At 67.8% G+C, this 18492-nt stretch carries 11 protein-coding genes, 1 rRNA gene and 1 pseudogene; 10 read left to right on the top strand and 3 right to left on the bottom strand.

Annotated features, from left to right (window positions below; translation table 11 throughout):
• Positions 1-126 precede the first annotated feature (126 nt).
• Entirely contained in the window at positions 127-4074 is a 3948-nt protein-coding gene (gene eccCa, locus OHO27_RS10910) for a type VII secretion protein EccCa (protein ID WP_328422692.1), read from the bottom strand.
• 276 nt (positions 4075-4350) lie between these two features.
• Here eccCa and eccD point away from each other — a divergent pair.
• The 6 genes and pseudogenes from eccD to OHO27_RS10880 all read left to right on the top strand — a co-directional run bounded on the left by eccD (position 4351) and on the right by OHO27_RS10880 (position 11465).
• Positions 4351-5807: pseudogene (eccD, locus tag OHO27_RS10905) on the top strand (type VII secretion integral membrane protein EccD).
• A gap of 198 nt (positions 5808-6005) precedes the next feature.
• Positions 6006-6293, top strand: a complete 288-nt coding sequence (gene rpsO / locus OHO27_RS10900; RefSeq protein ID WP_328422690.1) for a 30S ribosomal protein S15 — start codon at positions 6006-6008, stop codon at positions 6291-6293.
• Between the two features lie 289 nt (positions 6294-6582).
• Positions 6583-8817, top strand: a complete 2235-nt coding sequence (locus OHO27_RS10895) for a polyribonucleotide nucleotidyltransferase (protein ID WP_328422688.1) — start codon at positions 6583-6585, stop codon at positions 8815-8817.
• Positions 8814-10193, top strand: a complete 1380-nt coding sequence (locus tag OHO27_RS10890) for a M16 family metallopeptidase (protein ID WP_328422686.1) — start codon at positions 8814-8816, stop codon at positions 10191-10193. Before OHO27_RS10895 ends, OHO27_RS10890 begins: the two co-directional genes overlap by 4 nt.
• Before the next feature lie 57 nt (positions 10194-10250).
• A complete protein-coding gene (gene dapB / locus OHO27_RS10885; protein ID WP_328422684.1) occupies positions 10251-11003 on the top strand; it encodes a 4-hydroxy-tetrahydrodipicolinate reductase in 753 nt (250 codons plus the stop codon).
• Positions 11004-11012: 9 nt separating this feature from the next.
• Positions 11013-11465 carry a hypothetical protein gene (locus OHO27_RS10880; protein WP_328422682.1) on the top strand — a complete coding sequence of 151 codons (453 nt, stop codon included), beginning with the start codon at positions 11013-11015 and terminating at the stop codon, positions 11463-11465.
• 83 nt (positions 11466-11548) lie between these two features.
• On the opposite strand, the gene OHO27_RS10875 is transcribed toward OHO27_RS10880, so the two are convergent.
• Both OHO27_RS10875 and OHO27_RS10870 read right to left on the bottom strand, forming a co-directional pair.
• A complete protein-coding gene (locus OHO27_RS10875) occupies positions 11549-12103 on the bottom strand; it encodes a PH domain-containing protein (protein ID WP_328422680.1) in 555 nt (184 codons plus the stop codon).
• A gap of 90 nt (positions 12104-12193) precedes the next feature.
• Positions 12194-12430, bottom strand: coding sequence for a hypothetical protein (locus OHO27_RS10870; protein WP_328422678.1), 237 nt, complete (start codon positions 12428-12430; stop codon positions 12194-12196).
• A 175-nt stretch (positions 12431-12605) separates the two neighbouring features.
• Here OHO27_RS10870 and thyX point away from each other — a divergent pair, with 175 nt between their 5' ends.
• The 4 genes from thyX to OHO27_RS10850 all read left to right on the top strand — a co-directional run bounded on the left by thyX (position 12606) and on the right by OHO27_RS10850 (position 18326).
• Positions 12606-13346 carry an FAD-dependent thymidylate synthase gene (thyX, locus tag OHO27_RS10865; RefSeq protein ID WP_328422676.1) on the top strand — a complete coding sequence of 247 codons (741 nt, stop codon included), beginning with the start codon at positions 12606-12608 and terminating at the stop codon, positions 13344-13346.
• Positions 13347-13559: 213 nt separating this feature from the next.
• The gene (gene dapA, locus OHO27_RS10860) at positions 13560-14459 is read left to right on the top strand and encodes a 4-hydroxy-tetrahydrodipicolinate synthase (protein ID WP_328422674.1); all 900 of its coding nucleotides are present in this window, start codon (positions 13560-13562) and stop codon (positions 14457-14459) included.
• Between the two features lie 155 nt (positions 14460-14614).
• Positions 14615-16300 (top strand): ribonuclease J, encoded by a 1686-nt coding sequence (locus OHO27_RS10855; protein ID WP_328422672.1) that lies wholly within the window; start codon positions 14615-14617, stop codon positions 16298-16300.
• A gap of 501 nt (positions 16301-16801) precedes the next feature.
• Positions 16802-18326 (top strand): 16S ribosomal RNA (locus OHO27_RS10850).
• Positions 18327-18492: the final 166 nt, after the last annotated feature.

The raw sequence follows: 18492 nt of genomic DNA, 5'->3' as shown, positions 1-18492 counted from the left end.
TGGCTCGTCATTTCTGTCGCAACGCCACTCTAACGGGGACACCCGTACGAGACCCACCCCTCACGTGGGCAACGCGGAGGGGCGGCACCCACATGGGTACCGCCCCTCCGCTCGACCGACCGTCCCTCAGAACCGGTTCGGCACCCAACCCGTCTGAATCAGCTGCCCGCCCCGACGGCGCGTGTGGAAGTGTCCACGCCCGGGCGGCAGTTGCGTCGCGGTGATGTTGCCGAGCAGCGCACCCTCCGCCCGGTCGCCGGAGAGCACGACGCCCTGGGCGCCGAGCTCGCGCATCCGCTGCATCACGGGCTCGTACAGCGACCGGCTCGCACCGCCCGAGGAACGCGCGATGATGACGCGCAGACCGACGTCACGGGCGAACGGCAGGTACTCCAGGAGCGGGGCCAGCGGGTTCACGCCGGTCGCCACCAGGTCGTAGTCGTCGACGATGACGAACGCGTCCGGGCTGTTGTACCAGCTGCGGTTGCGCAGCTGCTCGGGCGTGACGTCCGGGCCGGGCATACGGCGGTGCATCGAGCCGGCCAGGCCCTCCAGCGTCTCCGTCAGGGCCGGCGCCGAGGCGCAGTACCGCGACAGGTGCGAGTCGGGCACGCCCTCCAGGTGGGCGCGCCGGTAGTCGCCCATGACGATCTTCGCCTTGTCCGGCGAGTAGCGCTCGGTGATCTGCTTGACGAGCAGCCGGAGCATCGCGGACTTACCGGACTCGCTCTCGCCGAACACGATGAAGAGCGGGTCCGTCTCGAAGTCGACGAAGACCGGCGACAGCGACGACTCGTCGATGCCGATGGCGACACCGCGGTCCGGGTGCTCGAAGCCCTTGGGCAGCCCGTCCGCCGGCATCATCGTGGGCAGCAGACGGACGGCCGGCGCGTGCTGGCCCTGCCAGTTGTCGTTGATGCCGCGCACGAGGATCGACGTCGCCTCCGACAGGTCCTCCGTCTCCGAGGAGCCGTCGACGCGGGGCAGGCCCGCCATGAAGTGCAGCTTGTCCGAGGTCAGACCGCGGCCCGGCACGGTCGCGGGGACGTTCTGCGCGACCTTGCGGTCGATCTCGGACTCCGTCGGGTCACCGAGCCGCAGCTCGATACGGTTCTGCAGCATGTCCTTGAGCGCGGGCCGCACCTCGGTGTAGCGGCTCGCCGTCAGGATCACGTGCACACCGAAGCCGAGGCCGCGCGTGGCGATCTCCGTGACGGTCGCCTCGAGCATCTCGTAGTCGGTCTTGAAGGTGGCCCAGCCGTCGATGACGAGGAAGACGTCGCCCCAGAGCTGGTCCGGCAGCTGGCCCGAGTTCCGGCGCTGGCGGTAGGTCTGGATCGAGTCGACGTTGTTGGTGCGGAAGTACTCCTCACGCGCGTTGAGGATGCCCTCGACCTCGCTGACCGTACGGCGCACCTTCTCGGCGTCGAGACGGTTGGCGACACCGCCGACGTGCGCCAGCTCCTCCATCGAGATCAGACCGCCACCGCCGAAGTCCAGGCAGTAGAACTGCACTTCGGACGGCGTGTGGGTGAGGGCGAACGACGAGATGAGCGAGCGCAGCAGTGTCGACTTGCCGGACTGCGGACCACCGACGAACAGACCGTGGCCCGCACCGCCCGCGAAGTCCCGGTACAGCACGTCACGCCGCTGCTCGAACGGCTTGTCGACGAGGCCGACCGGCACGTTGAGCCGGCCCAGCGCCGTGTAGTCGGGCGCGGTGAGGCCGCGGTCCTGGGTGACGGCGAGCTGCGGGAGCAGCTGCTCCAGCGAGGGCGCCTCGTCGAGCGGGGGCAGCCACACCTGGTGGGCGGGCGGTCCCTGGTTGATCATCCGGCTGACGAGGACGTCCAGCACGGTGTCGGCGAGCGCGTCGTCCACCCGGTCGTCGGGCTCCGGCTCCTCGATCACCGGCTGCGGGGGCAGCGCCACGTGCTCCGCCGAGAACAGCGCGGGCCGCAGCTGCGTGGAGCGGTGCACCCGGGAGGGGCCCTCGCCGTGGTACGCCCCCGACACGTACGCCGCCTTGAAGCGGACCATGGTGTCGGTGTCGTAGCGCAGATAACCGGAACCGGGAATCGACGGCAGGTGGTAGGCGTCCGGGACACCGATCGCCGTACGGGACTCGGCGGCGGAGAAGGTCCGCAGACCGATCCGGTACGACAGATAGGTGTCCAGGCCGCGCAGCTTGCCCTCTTCCAGGCGCTGCGAGGCCAGCAGCAGGTGCACACCCAGCGAACGGCCGATACGGCCGATCTGGATGAACATGTCGATGAAGTCCGGCTTGGCCGTGAGGAGTTCGGAGAACTCATCGAGCACGATGACCAGTGAGGCCATCGGCTCCAGCGCGGCGCCCGCCGCCCGGGCCTTCTCGTAGTCGTGCAGGTTGGCGTAGTTGCCGGCCGAGCGCAGCAGCTCCTGACGGCGCTGCGTCTCACCCATGATCGAGTCACGCATACGGTCGACCAGGGTGAGGTCGTCCGCGAGGTTGGTGATCACGGCCGCGGTGTGCGGCATGTCCGCCATACCGGCGAAGGTGGCGCCACCCTTGAAGTCCGCGAGGATGAAGTTCAGCGTCTCCGACGAGTGCGTGACCGCGAGGCCGAGCACCAGCGTACGCAGCACCTCGGACTTACCGGAGCCGGTCGCGCCGACGCACAGGCCGTGCGGGCCCATGCCCTCCTGCGAGGCCTCCTTGAGGTCCAGCATGACCGGCTCGCCGTTCTCGCCGACACCGATCGGCACGCGCAGCCGCTCGTGCAGCGTGCGCGGCCGCCAGGTGCGGGAGACGTCGACGGTGCCCGCGTCGCCGATGCCCATGAGGTCCGTGAAGTCCAGGTTGGACAGCAGCGGTTCGCCCTCCTCCGCGGACCCGACCCGGAAGGGGGCCAGCTGCCGCGACAGGGACTCGGCCTGCGCCGGGTTGAGCAGGTCGGGCCTGCCGGTGTACGCCGACTCGTGGCCGACGAACAGCCGCATCCGGTCCGGCTTCACATAGACCGTCAGACCGGCGCGCAGCTCCTCCTCCAGCTCGCCGGGCGAGATCTCCAGGAAGGTGACGCCCTGGAGGCCCTCGCTGCTGGCGAGTTCGGAGTCCGGCGGCACCGTGCCGCCGTCGAGCACCACGATCAGGTGCGGCTGGTCGTAGACCGGGGTCGCCTCACGGTTCCAGCGGGGCCTGTCGTCCAGCTGGTCCGCGAGCGCCTCCTCCAGCTCACCGAGGTCGTCGAAGAGCAGCCGGGACGAGCCCGCCCCGTCCTTGCTCTTCGGGTGCTGGCTGTGCGGCAGCCACTTGATCCAGTCCCAGTCCGCCGCCGCGGAGGGATGCGCCACCACGGCGATCATCAGGTCCTCGGGCGAATGCAGCGTCGCCAGCTGGGACAGGGACGCGCGGGCGTTGCCGTAGACCGTGTCCGTCTCACCGCAGACGGTCACGTGGTAGAAGGCGCGCAGCGAGATGGCGACCGGCAGGTCGGACAGACTGCCGTGCGCGTCGAGGAACGCCTTCATGGCCGCCGCGGTCAGCGGCTCCAGCTCCTCCTTGGGCGCCGTCTCCGGCGCTACCAGCGGGGTGTTCAGCTGCTGGATGCCGCGGCCGATCCGCACGGACGCGAAGTCCGCGTCCATCGGGCGCCGCTCCCACAGCCGCTTGCCGTCCGCCGCGACCGCCCACAGCTGCTCCGGGTCGGGGTGCTGGAAGAGCTGGCTCTGCCGCTGCAGATCCGCGGTCTTGTGTACGTCCTTGCGGACCTGCTCCAGGTAGCGGAAGTAGTCACGCCGGTCCTGAGCCATCCCCGCGCCGCCGCCCTGCTGACGGGACTTGGCGAACTGGGCGATGGCCATGGCCAGCGTCGAGGCGAGCATCAGCCCGCCGACGACCCTCATGTACGAGGGGAGACCCGGCATGAAGAAGAAGCCGACCGAACCCACCATGCCCATCATGGGCAGCAGGTTCATCAGCATGCTCTCGTCGCCCTCGCGAGGGATCTCAGGAGGCGTCTCGAGTTTGACCTCGCCCTCCGGGACGGCCGGGGGCACTATCCGCGGTGGTCGTTTGATGATGACGACGCTCACCGAATGCACTCATCCTTCGCGATTGATCGTGATACGTCCTGGCACCGACGCCCCCGTGTACCGCGACGTGTTCTCGTTCGCGTAGGCGTCGTTCGCGTAGACAGCGATCCTACTGATGCGCCGCGTGCCCGAGGGAGGGAGGCGGATGGAGATGCGGCGCAGGTCCTGGGAGGAATGGGGGAGGTAGGTCCTTTCCCGGGTACCGCAACGGATATGGTGGCGCTCCGTGTCGTACGAGCGGCGCGAGGAAGTCATGTCTAGCAGGGGGAACACCAGGTGAGCACGGGGACTTCGACAGGTTTCTGCCGAATCACCATCGCAGCGCCGGACAGCCGTGTAGATGTCGCGCTGCCGGAGGACCTGCCGATCCAGGACCTCTTTCCTGAGATCATCAGGCTCTCGGGCCTGGTCCAGTCGGACAGCAGTCCTTCCGGTTACCACCTTGTGACCCGCGAGGGTCAAGTGCTCGACGCGAGCCGTTCGTTGCTCGAGCACCGGGTCAGGGACGGTGAGGTGCTGCTGCTGCGGACCTTCGCCGACTCGCTCCCGCCGGCCGTGCACGACGACGTGGTGGACGCGATCGCCGCCGCGGTCAAGCAGGACCTGCGCAGCTGGAACGACAACCTGATGCGGCTCGCCGGTCTCGTCGCCGGATCGCTGCTGCTGGTCATGCTCGGCTTCGTCTTCTGGTTCGCGGACCCGATCCGGCACGACATGCACGGCCTGCAGGGCATCCTCGCCGGCGTGACCGCGCTCGCCCTGACGGCGCTCGCCGGCGTACGGGCCCGGGTCTACGACGACCGCGGCTCCGCCGTCGCGCTCGGCATCTCGGCGCTGCCGCACGCGCTCATCGCGGGTTCCGGCGTCATTCCCCAGGACGCGGGCGAGGGCCCCGGAAGGCTCCAGTTCCTCGTCGGCTGCGTCGCCGTCCTGCTGCTCTCCGTCGTACTGATCATGCTGCTGCCGCAGGGCGACGCCCCGTTCGTGGCCGCCGCACTCGCCTCCGCGATCGGCACGCTCGCCGTGTTCTGCGGTGTCCTCACCGAGGCCCAGCCGCGGGAGATCGCCGCCGGCACCGCGGTCGTCGCCCTGGCAGTCGTCGGGTTCCTGCCCGGCTGGTCCGCCCGCTTCGCCAAGCTGCCGATCGGCTTCCGCAACCCCGAGGACCTGGCCAGGGCCCGTCGCGACGGCCACGAGGGCGACCTCGAAGCCGTCGACGTCCAGCGCATCGTCGCCCAGACCAGCCGTGGCCACGAACTGCTCCTCGGCCTGGTCGGCGGCTGCGCCGCGGTCATCATCGGCGCGGGCGGCGCGGTGCTCGGCTTCAGCGACAGCGGCTGGGCCCAGCTGCTGGCCCTGTGCGCAGGCCTCGCCGCGATGCTGCGGGCCCGGCTGTTCCGCTACACCGCCCAGGTCACCTGCCTCTTCGTGGCCGGTGTCGTCACGCTCGGACTGCTGGTCCTCGGCCTCGCGATCTCGCCGCCGGCCGACGTCGTCATGGAGCTGCTCCAGGGCAACTCCGGCCCGGTCGACGTCCGCACCCTGTGGCTCGGCGCCTCCGTCGGCGCCGGTGTGCTGCTGCTGATCGCGATCGCCCAGATCGTGCCGCAGAAGGGGCTCTCCCCTTCTGGGGCCGCATGCTGGACATCGCCGACTCGCTGGTGCTGCTCTCCCTGATCCCGATCTGCCTGGCCGTCCTCGACGTCTACGGCAAGGTCCGCGGCGGCGTCTGACCGGCGGCGGGGCCGCGCAGGCCGCCTGTCAAGAGCGTGCCCGTGTGCTGGTACGCTGTGTGACGGCCGTTTGTGTACGCGCCTCCGGGTCCACCTGGAGGACGCGCCCAGCGGATCCCCGCCTCCCGAGTCACGGAAGCTCCCCTGAGAAGTGGACCAGGGGCACTCGGTGGCAATCAGAGACTACGAGGAGTACACGTGTCGCTCGACACCGCCACGAAGAAGCAGATCATCGCCGAGTTCGGTACCAAGGAGGGCGACACCGGCTCCCCCGAGGTCCAGGTCGCCATGCTCTCGCGTCGCATCTCGGACCTGACCGAGCACCTCAAGACCCACAAGCACGACCACCACTCCCGCCGTGGCCTGCTGATCCTCGTCGGTCAGCGCCGCCGCCTTCTCCAGTACCTGGCGAAGAAGGACATCGCGCGCTTCCGTACGCTCGTCGACCGCCTCGGCATCCGCCGCGGTGCGGCGGGCGCCAAGTAAGACGCCGTGAAGGGAGCGGTTCCCACTCTTAGGGGGCCGCTCCCTTTGCTGTACGTGCGGAGTGTCACCGCCCCTTTGTAGTGTGGTAGCACAACGCAACACCACGAGGAGAAGTGCGCCTCGCCGCCGCCGGTCCTCGGTAGTGGCCCCCGGGCAATGCGAACCCGGGTGCTTCGATCGAAGACCGGCCCGCACTAGATGGAGCGCTTCTCCGCGCACGTCCCCCCGCCACACGGGCGGATCGGGACAAAAGACGCAACGCAGACGAAAAGTAACGGAGAAAACGCTAGTGGAGAACGAGACCCACTACGCCGAGGCCGTCATCGACAACGGCTCCTTCGGCACCCGCACCATCCGCTTCGAGACGGGCCGTCTGGCCAAGCAGGCCGCCGGCTCCGCCGTGGCGTACCTGGACGACGACACCATGGTGCTGTCGGCCACCACCGCCTCCAAGAACCCCAAGGACCAGCTCGACTTCTTCCCCCTGACGGTGGACGTCGAGGAGCGGATGTACGCCGCCGGCAAGATCCCCGGCAGCTTCTTCCGCCGTGAGGGCCGCCCCTCCGAGGACGCCATCCTCACCTGCCGCCTCATCGACCGCCCGCTGCGCCCGTCCTTCAAGAAGGGCCTTCGCAACGAGATCCAGGTCGTCGCCACGATCATGGCGCTCAACCCCGACCACCTGTACGACGTCGTGGCGATCAACGCCGCGTCCGCGTCCACGCAGCTGGCCGGTCTGCCCTTCTCCGGCCCGATCGGCGGCGTCCGCGTCGCGCTGATCCGCGGCCAGTGGGTCGCCTTCCCGACGCACAGCGAGCTCGAGGACGCCGTCTTCGACATGGTCGTCGCGGGCCGCACCCTGGAGGACGGCGACGTCGCGATCATGATGGTCGAGGCCGAGGCCACCGAGGGGACCATCAAGCTGGTCCAGGGTGGCGCCGAGGCCCCGACCGAGGAGGTCGTCGCCGCCGGTCTGGACGCCGCGAAGCCCTTCATCAAGGTGCTCTGCAAGGCCCAGGCCGACCTCGCCTCGAAGGCCGCCAAGCCGACCGGCGAGTTCCCGATCTTCCTCGACTACCAGGACGACATCCTGGAGGCGCTCTCCGCCGCCGTCCGCCCGGAGCTCGCCTCCGCGCTGACCATCGCCGGCAAGCAGGAGCGCGAGTCCGAGCTGGACCGCGTCAAGGCGCTCGCCGCCGAGAAGCTCCTGCCGGGGTTCGAGGGTCGCGAGAAGGAGATCTCCGCCGCGTACCGCTCGCTCACCAAGCAGCTGGTCCGCGAGCGCGTGATCAAGGAGAAGAAGCGCATCGACGGCCGCGGTGTCACCGACATCCGCACCCTGGCCGCCGAGGTCGAGGCCATCCCGCGCGTGCACGGCTCCGCCGTGTTCGAGCGTGGCGAGACCCAGATCCTGGGCGTCACCACGCTGAACATGCTCCGTATGGAGCAGCAGCTCGACACGCTGTCGCCGGTGACGCGCAAGCGCTACATGCACAACTACAACTTCCCGCCGTACTCCACCGGTGAGACCGGCCGCGTCGGTTCCCCGAAGCGCCGCGAGATCGGCCACGGTGCGCTCGCCGAGCGCGCCCTCGTGCCGGTCCTGCCGACGCGCGAGGAGTTCCCGTACGCGATCCGCCAGGTCTCCGAGGCGCTGAGCTCCAACGGCTCGACGTCCATGGGCTCGGTCTGCGCCTCCACCATGTCGCTGCTGAACGCCGGTGTGCCGCTGAAGGCCCCCGTCGCCGGTATCGCCATGGGCCTGATCTCCCAGGAGATCGAGGGCGAGACGCACTACGTCACCCTCACCGACATCCTCGGTGCGGAGGACGCCTTCGGCGACATGGACTTCAAGGTCGCCGGCACCAAGGAGTTCGTGACCGCCCTCCAGCTCGACACCAAGCTGGACGGCATCCCGGCATCCGTCCTGGCCGCCGCCCTCAAGCAGGCCCGTGACGCCCGCCTCCACATCCTCGACGTGATGATGGAAGCGATCGACACGCCGGACGAGATGTCCCCGAACGCGCCGCGGATCATCACCGTGAAGATCCCGGTCGACAAGATCGGTGAGGTCATCGGCCCCAAGGGCAAGATGATCAACCAGATCCAGGAGGACACCGGCGCCGACATCACGATCGAGGACGACGGCACGATCTACATCGGCGCGGTCGACGGACCGTCCGCCGAGGCCGCCCGCACCACGATCAACGGCATCGCCAACCCGACCATGCCGGAGGTCGGCGAGCGCTACCTGGGCACGGTCGTGAAGACGACCACCTTCGGCGCGTTCGTCTCGCTCCTCCCCGGCAAGGACGGCCTGCTGCACATCTCGCAGATCCGCAAGCTGGCCGGCGGCAAGCGCGTGGAGAACGTCGAGGACGTCCTCGGCGTGGGCGCGAAGGTCCAGGTCGAGATCGCCGAGATCGACTCGCGCGGCAAGCTCTCCCTCATCCCCGTGGTCGAGGGCGAGTCTGAGTCCGATGGCGGCTCCGAGGACGACAAGAAGGACGACACCGACAAGTGACGTCGAGTAGCTCCACGGCGACGGCCCGCACCTCCTCGGAGGCGCGGGCCGTCGCCCGTACCCAAACCCTGATCAAGGGCGAGAACGGCATCGGCACAGTGCGCAAGACCACCCTCCCGGGCGGCCTGCGCATCGTCACCGAGACCCTGCCCTCGGTCCGCTCCGCCACCTTCGGCATCTGGGCGCACGTCGGCTCCCGCGACGAGACCCCTGCCCTGAACGGCGCCACGCACTACCTGGAGCACCTGCTCTTCAAGGGCACCACCCGCAGGTCGGCCCTGGACATCTCCTCCGCCATCGACGCCGTCGGCGGCGAGATGAACGCCTTCACGGCGAAGGAGTACACGTGCTACTACGCACGCGTGCTCGACACCGACCTGCCGCTCGCCATAGACGTCGTCTGCGACATGCTGACCGGCTCGCTCATCCTCGAAGAGGACGTCAACGTCGAGCGGGGCGCGATCCTCGAAGAGATCGCCATGACCGAGGACGACCCGGGCGACTGCGTGCACGACCTGTTCGCGCACACCATGTTCGGCGACAACCCCCTCGGCCGCCCGGTCCTCGGCACGGTCGACACGGTCAACGCCCTCACCGCCGACCGCATCCGCCGCTTCTACAAGAAGCACTACGACCCCACCCACCTGGTCGTGGCGGCCGCGGGCAACATCGACCACAACAAGGTCGTACGACAGGTCCGCGCGGCCTTCGAGAAGGCCGGCGCCTTCAAGAACGGTGACTCCGCGCCCATCGGTCCGCGCGACGGACGGCGCACCATCCGCGCCGCGGGCCGGGTCGAGCTGATCGGACGCAAGACCGAGCAGGCCCATGTCGTCCTCGGCATGCCCGGTCTGTCCCGCACGGACGACCGCCGCTGGGCGCTGGGCGTCCTGAACACGGCCCTCGGCGGCGGCATGTCGTCCCGCCTGTTCCAGGAGGTCCGCGAGAAGCGCGGCCTGGCCTACAGCGTGTACTCGTACACCTCGGGCTTCGCCGACTGCGGGCTGTTCGGCGTGTACGCGGGCTGCAGGCCCTCACAGGTCCACGACGTGCTGAAGATCTGCCGCGACGAACTGGACCAGGTCGCCGAACACGGCCTGTCCGACGACGAGATCGACCGCGCCATCGGCCAGCTCCGCGGCTCCACCGTCCTCGGCCTGGAGGACACCGGCGCGCTGATGAACCGCATCGGCAAGAGCGAGCTGTGCTGGGGCGAGCAGATGTCCGTCGACGACATGCTGTCCCGGATCGCGGCCGTGACCCCGGACGACGTCCGCGCGGTCGCCCGCGAGGTCCTCGGACAGCGGCCTTCGCTGTCGGTCATCGGCCCGCTGAAGGACAAACAGGCGGCCCGGCTGAACGACGCCGTCGCCTGACAGGTCCACTCACGGAACATCCGATCACGGAACATCCGACGTAAGGAAGCAAGAAAGATGAGCAAGCTGCGCGTGGCGGTCCTCGGTGCCAAGGGCCGCATTGGCTCCGAGGCGGTACGGGCGGTCGAGGCCGCCGAGGACATGGAGCTGGTCGCCGCCCTGAGCCGGGGCGACAAGCTGGAGGTCCTGGCGGAGACGGGCGCCCAGGTCGCCGTCGAACTGACCACGCCGGACTCGGTGATGGACAACCTCGACTACTGCGTACGGCACGGAATCCACGCCGTCGTCGGTACGACGGGCTGGACCGACGAGCGCCTCGCGCAGCTGAAGGCCTGGCTGGCCGAGTCCCCGGAGACCGGCGTGCTCATCGCGCCGAACTTCTCCATCGGGGCCGTCCTGACGATGAAGTTCGCGCAGATCGCCGCGCCCTACTTCGAGTCGGTCGAGGTCGTCGAACTGCACCACCCGAAGAAGGTCGACGCCCCGAGCGGTACGGCCACGCGCACGGCCCAGCTCATCGCCGAGGCCCGCCGCGCCGCCGGCACGGCCCCCGCGCCGGACGCCACGGAGACGGCCCTCGACGGTGCGCGAGGTGCCAGCGTCGACGGGATCCCGGTGCACGCGGTCCGCCTGCGCGGCCTGCTGGCCCACCAGGAGGTCCTGCTCGGCGGCGAGGGCGAGACCCTGACGGTCCGCCACGACTCCCTCCACCACAGCAGCTTCATGCCGGGCATCCTGCTCGGCGCCCGCCGCGTGGTGACCACTCCGGGCCTGACCTTCGGCCTGGAGCACTTCCTGGACCTGGGCTGAGGCTCGCAGATGCGCGCGAAGATCTCCTACCTCGTCACGGCCGCCGTCCTGGTCGTCTACTTCGGCCTGGTCGGCAGCCGTGGCGTGCTGCTCATCCAGGCCGGCACGGTCCTCACCGTCACCTTCGGCGTGGCGGTGCTGATCCTGCCGGTGATCGGCCTGTGGTTCCTGTGGAAGAACACCCAGTTCGTCCGCCGGGCCAACGCGCTGGCCGCGGAACTCGACGCCGAGGGCGCCCTGCCCGTCGACGAACTGAAGCGCACCCCCAGCGGCCGGGTCGACCGCGACTCGGCCGACGAGGTCTTCGCCAGGCGCAGGGCCGAGACGGAAGCCGCCCCCGAGGACTGGCGCAGCTGGTTCCGCCTGGCCGTCGCCTACCACGACGCCCGCGACACCCCGCGCGCCCGCAAGGCGATGCAACGCGCCATCGCCCTCCACGACGGCAAGACCGTCGAGGCCTGAGACCTACGACGACTGCTCAGCCGTAAACCGAAGGGGCCGGCCCGCACTCGCTGCGGACCGGCCCCTTCGCGTACCCGGCACGATCAGCCGTGCGTGTTCTCCGCGGCCCAGACCTCGACGGCGTCGGTGGCCCGGTCGAACGCCGCGACCCGGGCCAGGAAGTCCGCGTTGTGCGTGGTCATCAGCGTCGGCATGTCATCCGCCGCCCGGTCGCGCCGTACCAGCATCAGCGCCTGTCCCTGCACCGTGCGCGGCAGCCCCAGCCAGCGCACCGGCTGCTGCACCGTCCGCACGGCGACAACCTGCTGCCAGGGCACCGTACGCGTGGCGAAGAACCTCACCTGGCGCAGCCCGCTCGCGCTCACCCACACACCCATGCGCAGCAGCCTCAGGGCTCCCGCGATGACGGCCAGCGCAATGCCGAAGACGACCGCGGCCGCGGTCAGAGTGCCCGTCAGGGCGATGATGACCGCGGCGAACAGTACGTACGAGGCGAGCAGCAGCCACAGCGCGGCCACGCCCACGCGCCACGGGCCGGGCCGGTAGGGGCGCCGCCAGCGGTCGAGGTCCTCGAAGGGCAGCGCGACGTCGTCGGCTGTCTCGAATGTGCGGTCGGCCGTCAGGAAGGGCAGGGGCACGGCTGGTCCTCACTCGTTCCATGCATGGGCTGTGCCCGGTGAGGCTATCGACCTGTGTCCCCACTCACCACCCTTGGGGGTCCGATGGAGTCAGCGCCCCTGGGAGGCCTGGGACTGCTGAGTCTGCGCCCCGGTGTCGGTGGACAGCGCGGGCGTGCCCACCACCAGCGAGCCGGCGAGCCCGGCGACGATGGTGAGACCCAGCAGCCACCGCCCGGCTATCTGGCCGACGGACGCCCGCTCACGGGGTGGGGGAGTGATATTGCTGCGGAACCTGTCGGCCTCGGCGAGAAAGGCGAACGGAACGGGCTCACGCCGACAGAACATGGAGGGTGCGTCCCCCTTCGGGATCGAACGAATCACTTTCATCAACACAGACGAGCGAGTGCCCCAAAAGGTGCCCGGTTTCACCGACTTCCTTCGGTCACGACGGCGAACGTCCCGTTTGGTGGGACGTAGAGTGGCGTCGCCAAGAGACGAGATGGGAAGGACCCTCCGAACCGTGACCCCCACCCCCGACGACGATTTCAAGATCGATCTGCGCAGCGACGTCACCGTCGAACTGGTCAAACACAGCGCGGCCGACTCCGACGTGCTGTTCGCGGCCCGGGTGTCGACCGTCGGGGAGCAGTCCCTGGATGAGTTGAACAAGGACCCGGAGCGTTCGAAGGGCCTGATCAACTACCTCATGCGGGACCGGCACGGCAGCCCGTTCGAGCACAACTCCATGACGTTCTTCGTCAGTGCCCCGATCTTCGTCTTCCGCGAGTTCATGCGGCACCGCGTCGGGTGGTCGTACAACGAGGAGTCCGGCCGGTACCGGGAGCTGCAGCCGGTGTTCTACGTGCCGGGCACCTCGCGCAAGCTCGTGCAGCAGGGCCGCCCGGGCAAGTACGTCTTCGTCGAGGGCACCCCGGAGCAGCACGACTTCGTGCAGCACGCCATGGAGGAGTCGTACCGCGAGGCCTACCGGACCTACCAGGAGATGCTCGCTCAGGGCGTCGCCCGCGAGGTCGCCCGCGCGGTCCTCCCGGTCGGCCTGTTCTCCTCGATGTACGCCACCTGCAACGCCCGCTCCCTGATGCACTTCCTCGGCCTGCGCACCCAGCACGAGCTGGCCAAGGTCCCGTCCTTCCCGCAGCGGGAGATCGAGATGGTCGGCGAGAAGATGGAGGAGGCGTGGGCCGAGCTCATGCCGCTCACCCACGCGGCCTTCAATGCCAACGGCCGCGTGGCGCCGTAAGGCACCGGCGTTCCCCGGGCGGGGCACGGCCGCACGGCCCAGCCGCATGAAGTGTCCGTATTGCGGCATTTAGAGAAGTTCATCTAGCCTGATCAAACGGACCCGGCACTGCTTGAACCCCCGAGCAGGCAGTGCCGGGCTCCTTATTTGTCCTGACTTTCCCGCACCCCCCTAGGGCAGACCAGGCCGTGCGCAACGAGTAGCGTGTAACCCATGGCTCCGACCTCCACTCCGCAGACCCCCTTCGGGCGGGTCCTCACCGCCATGATCACGCCCTTCACGGCGGACGGCGCACTTGATCTCGACGGCGCGCAGCGGCTCGCCACGCACCTGGTGGACGCAGGCAACGACGGCCTGATCATCAACGGCACCACCGGCGAGTCGCCCACCACCAGCAACGCGGAGAAATCGGACCTGGTACGAGCGGTACTGGAGGCCGTCGGCGACCGAGCCCACGTCGTGGCCGGCGTCGGTACCAACGACACGCGCCACAGCCTCGAGCTGGCGCGAGCGGCGGAAAAGGTGGGCGCACACGGCCTCCTGCTCGTCACGCCGTACTACAACAAGCCCCCGCAGGAGGGCCTGTACCGGCACTTCACGGCCATCGCCGGCATCACCGAGCTGCCGGTCATGCTCTACGACATCCCCGGCCGCAGCGGCGTCCCGATCAGCACCGAGACGATCGTCCGCCTCGCCGAGCACCCGCGGATCGTCGCCAACAAGGACGCCAAGGGTGACCTCGGCCGCGCGAGCTGGGCCATCGCGCGCTCCGGCCTCGCCTGGTACTCCGGCGACGACATGCTGAACCTGCCGCTGCTCTCCGTGGGCGCGGTCGGCTTCGTGTCGGTCGTCGGCCACGTGGTCACCCCCGACCTGCGCGCGCTCGTGGAGGCGTACACCTCGGGCGACGTCCAGAAGGCAACCGAGATCCACCAGAAGCTGCTCCCGGTCTACACCGGCATGTTCCGCACCCAGGGCGTCATGACCACCAAGGCCGCGCTCACCCTCCAGGGCCTGCCCGCGGGGCCGCTGCGCGCACCGATGGCGGAGTGCTCAGCCGAGGAGATCGAGCAGCTCAAGATCGATCTTGCCGCGGGCGGGGTACAGCTCTAACACCAGGCTTCGCGCTCCAGGCGCGCACAACAGACTTCACAACTGAATACGCAGGCCACCGGTGCCTGCACCCCACAACGACAACTGCTTCTGCACGAACGTCACGCGCGCCACGTGCCCAACCGGTACGTGGCGTGCGTGGTGAGGAGAGTCTTTTGAGTCATCCGCATCCTGAACTCGGCACGCCCCCGCCGCTCCCCGAGGGTGGCCTGCGCGTCACCCCACTCGGCGGCCTCGGTGAGATCGGCCGAAACATGACGGTCTTCGAATACGGCGGCCGCCTACTGATCGTCGACTGCGGAGTGCTCTTCCCCGAGGAGGAGCAGCCCGGAATCGACCTGATCCTGCCGGACTTCTCGTCCATCCGGGACCGCCTCGACGACATCGAGGGCATCGTCCTCACGCACGGTCACGAGGACCACATCGGCGGTGTCCCGTTCCTGCTCCGTGAGAAGCCGGACATCCCGCTGATCGGCTCCAAGCTGACCCTCGCCCTCATCGAGGCCAAGCTCCAGGAGCACCGCATCCGCCCGTACACCCTTGAGGTGGTGGAGGGGAACCGCGAGCGCATCGGTCCCTTCGACTGCGAGTTCGTCGCGGTCAACCACTCCATTCCGGACGCCCTCGCGGTGGCTATCCGCACGCCTGCCGGCATGGTGGTCCACACGGGCGACTTCAAGATGGACCAGCTCCCGCTGGACAACCGTCTGACCGACCTGCACGCTTTCGCGCGGCTGAGCGAGGAGGGCATCGACCTCCTCCTCTCCGACTCCACGAACGCGGAGGTCCCGGGCTTCGTCCCGCCAGAGCGGGACATCTCCAACGTCCTGCGCCAGGTCTTCGCGAACGCCCGCAAGCGGATCATCGTGGCGAGCTTCGCCAGCCACATCCACCGCATCCAGCAGATCCTGGACGCGGCCCACGAGTACGGCCGCAGGGTCGCCTTCGTCGGCCGCTCGATGGTCCGCAACATGGGCATCGCCAGGGACCTCGGCTACCTGAAGGTCCCCCCGGGCCTGGTGGTGGACATCAAGACACTGGACGACCTCCCCGATCACGATGTCGTGCTGGTCTGCACGGGTTCCCAGGGCGAACCGATGGCGGCCCTGTCCCGCATGGCCAACCGGGACCACCAGATCCGGATCGTCCAGGGCGACACGGTGATCCTGGCGTCCTCCCTGATCCCCGGCAACGAGAACGCGGTCTACCGCGTCATCAACGGCCTGACCCGCTGGGGCGCGAACGTCGTCCACAAGGGCAACGCCAAGGTGCACGTCTCGGGCCACGCGTCCGCCGGCGAGCTCCTGTACTTCTACAACATCTGCCGCCCGAAGAACCTGATGCCGGTGCACGGTGAGTGGCGCCACCTGCGCGCCAACGCCGAACTGGGTGCCCTGACCGGCGTTCCGCACGACCGCATCGTCATCGCCGAGGACGGCATCGCTGTCGACCTCATCGAGGGCAAGGCGAAGATCTCCGGCAAGGTCCAGGCCGGGTACGTGTACGTCGACGGCCTCTCGGTCGGCGACGTGGGCGAGCCGGCGCTCAAGGACCGCAAGATCCTGGGCGACGAGGGCATCATCTCCGTGTTCGTGGTGATGGACTCCTCGACCGGCAAGATCACAGGCGGCCCGCACATCCAGGCCCGCGGCTCCGGCATCGAGGACTCCGCCTTCGGCGACGTCATCCCGAAGATCACGGAGACGCTGGAGCGGTCGGCCCAGGACGGAGTGGTCGAACCCCACCAGCTGCAGCAGCTCGTGCGCCGGACCCTGGGCAAGTGGGTCTCGGACACCTACCGCCGTAGGCCGATGATCCTCCCTGTCGTGGTGGAGGTCTGACGGTCCGTCGGACCCTGAACCGTGCGAACCCGGAGCGGGGCGCCTCGATTTGCATCGGGGCGCCCCGCTCCAGTACGTTTACGGCTCCGCCCGAACGGGAACCCGGCCACCTCGTGTGCCGGAACCAGTCCCCGGCGGGGGCGGGAATTCCGACTCAGAATCTCTGATAAAGTCGGAGTCGCCGGAAAGGGAAACGCGAGAGCGGAAACCTGGAAAGCACCGAGGAAATCGGATCGAGAAAAGGTCTGATAGAGTCGGAAACGCAAGACCGAAGGGAAGCGCCCGGAGGAAAGCCCGAGAGGGTGAGTACAAAGGAAGCGTCCGTTCCTTGAGAACTCAACAGCGTGCCAAAAATCAACGCCAGATATGTTGATACCCCGTCTCTCTCATTCGAGAGGGCGAGGTTCCTTTGAAAAAACACAGCGAGGACGTTGTGAACGACCGCCTTATTCCGGTGGTTGTTCCGCTCTCGTGATGTGTGCACCCGATTACGGGTAAACATTCACGGAGAGTTTGATCCTGGCTCAGGACGAACGCTGGCGGCGTGCTTAACACATGCAAGTCGAACGATGAACCACTTCGGTGGGGATTAGTGGCGAACGGGTGAGTAACACGTGGGCAATCTGCCCTTCACTCTGGGACAAGCCCTGGAAACGGGGTCTAATACCGGATACCACCTTCACTGGCATCTGTGAAGGTTGAAAGCTCCGGCGGTGAAGGATGAGCCCGCGGCCTATCAGCTTGTTGGTGAGGTAATGGCTCACCAAGGCGACGACGGGTAGCCGGCCTGAGAGGGCGACCGGCCACACTGGGACTGAGACACGGCCCAGACTCCTACGGGAGGCAGCAGTGGGGAATATTGCACAATGGGCGAAAGCCTGATGCAGCGACGCCGCGTGAGGGATGACGGCCTTCGGGTTGTAAACCTCTTTCAGCAGGGAAGAAGCGAAAGTGACGGTACCTGCAGAAGAAGCGCCGGCTAACTACGTGCCAGCAGCCGCGGTAATACGTAGGGCGCAAGCGTTGTCCGGAATTATTGGGCGTAAAGAGCTCGTAGGCGGCTTGTCACGTCGGGTGTGAAAGCCCGGGGCTTAACCCCGGGTCTGCATTCGATACGGGCTAGCTAGAGTGTGGTAGGGGAGATCGGAATTCCTGGTGTAGCGGTGAAATGCGCAGATATCAGGAGGAACACCGGTGGCGAAGGCGGATCTCTGGGCCATTACTGACGCTGAGGAGCGAAAGCGTGGGGAGCGAACAGGATTAGATACCCTGGTAGTCCACGCCGTAAACGGTGGGAACTAGGTGTTGGCGACATTCCACGTCGTCGGTGCCGCAGCTAACGCATTAAGTTCCCCGCCTGGGGAGTACGGCCGCAAGGCTAAAACTCAAAGGAATTGACGGGGGCCCGCACAAGCAGCGGAGCATGTGGCTTAATTCGACGCAACGCGAAGAACCTTACCAAGGCTTGACATACACCGGAAAGCATTAGAGATAGTGCCCCCTTGTGGTCGGTGTACAGGTGGTGCATGGCTGTCGTCAGCTCGTGTCGTGAGATGTTGGGTTAAGTCCCGCAACGAGCGCAACCCTTGTTCTGTGTTGCCAGCATGCCCTTCGGGGTGATGGGGACTCACAGGAGACCGCCGGGGTCAACTCGGAGGAAGGTGGGGACGACGTCAAGTCATCATGCCCCTTATGTCTTGGGCTGCACACGTGCTACAATGGCAGGTACAATGAGCTGCGATACCGTGAGGTGGAGCGAATCTCAAAAAGCCTGTCTCAGTTCGGATTGGGGTCTGCAACTCGACCCCATGAAGTCGGAGTTGCTAGTAATCGCAGATCAGCATTGCTGCGGTGAATACGTTCCCGGGCCTTGTACACACCGCCCGTCACGTCACGAAAGTCGGTAACACCCGAAGCCGGTGGCCCAACCCCTTGTGGGAGGGAGCTGTCGAAGGTGGGACTGGCGATTGGGACGAAGTCGTAACAAGGTAGCCGTACCGGAAGGTGCGGCTGGATCACCTCCTTTCTAAGGAGCACTTCTCACCGAGTCCTTCGGGACGAGGTCAGAGGCCACTACGCAGGCAAACGTTCTGCGGTGGTTGCTCATGGGTGGAACGTTGATTATTCGGCACTCTCAGTCATCTCGGGCTGCCAGTACTGCTCTTCGGAGCGTGGAACGCTGATCACGAGTG

This window comes from Streptomyces sp. NBC_00443 (genome assembly GCF_036014175.1).
Classification (GTDB): domain Bacteria; phylum Actinomycetota; class Actinomycetes; order Streptomycetales; family Streptomycetaceae; genus Streptomyces.
Note: the sequence above shows the minus strand (reverse complement) of the source record. Positions and strands in the feature narration are given on the sequence as shown.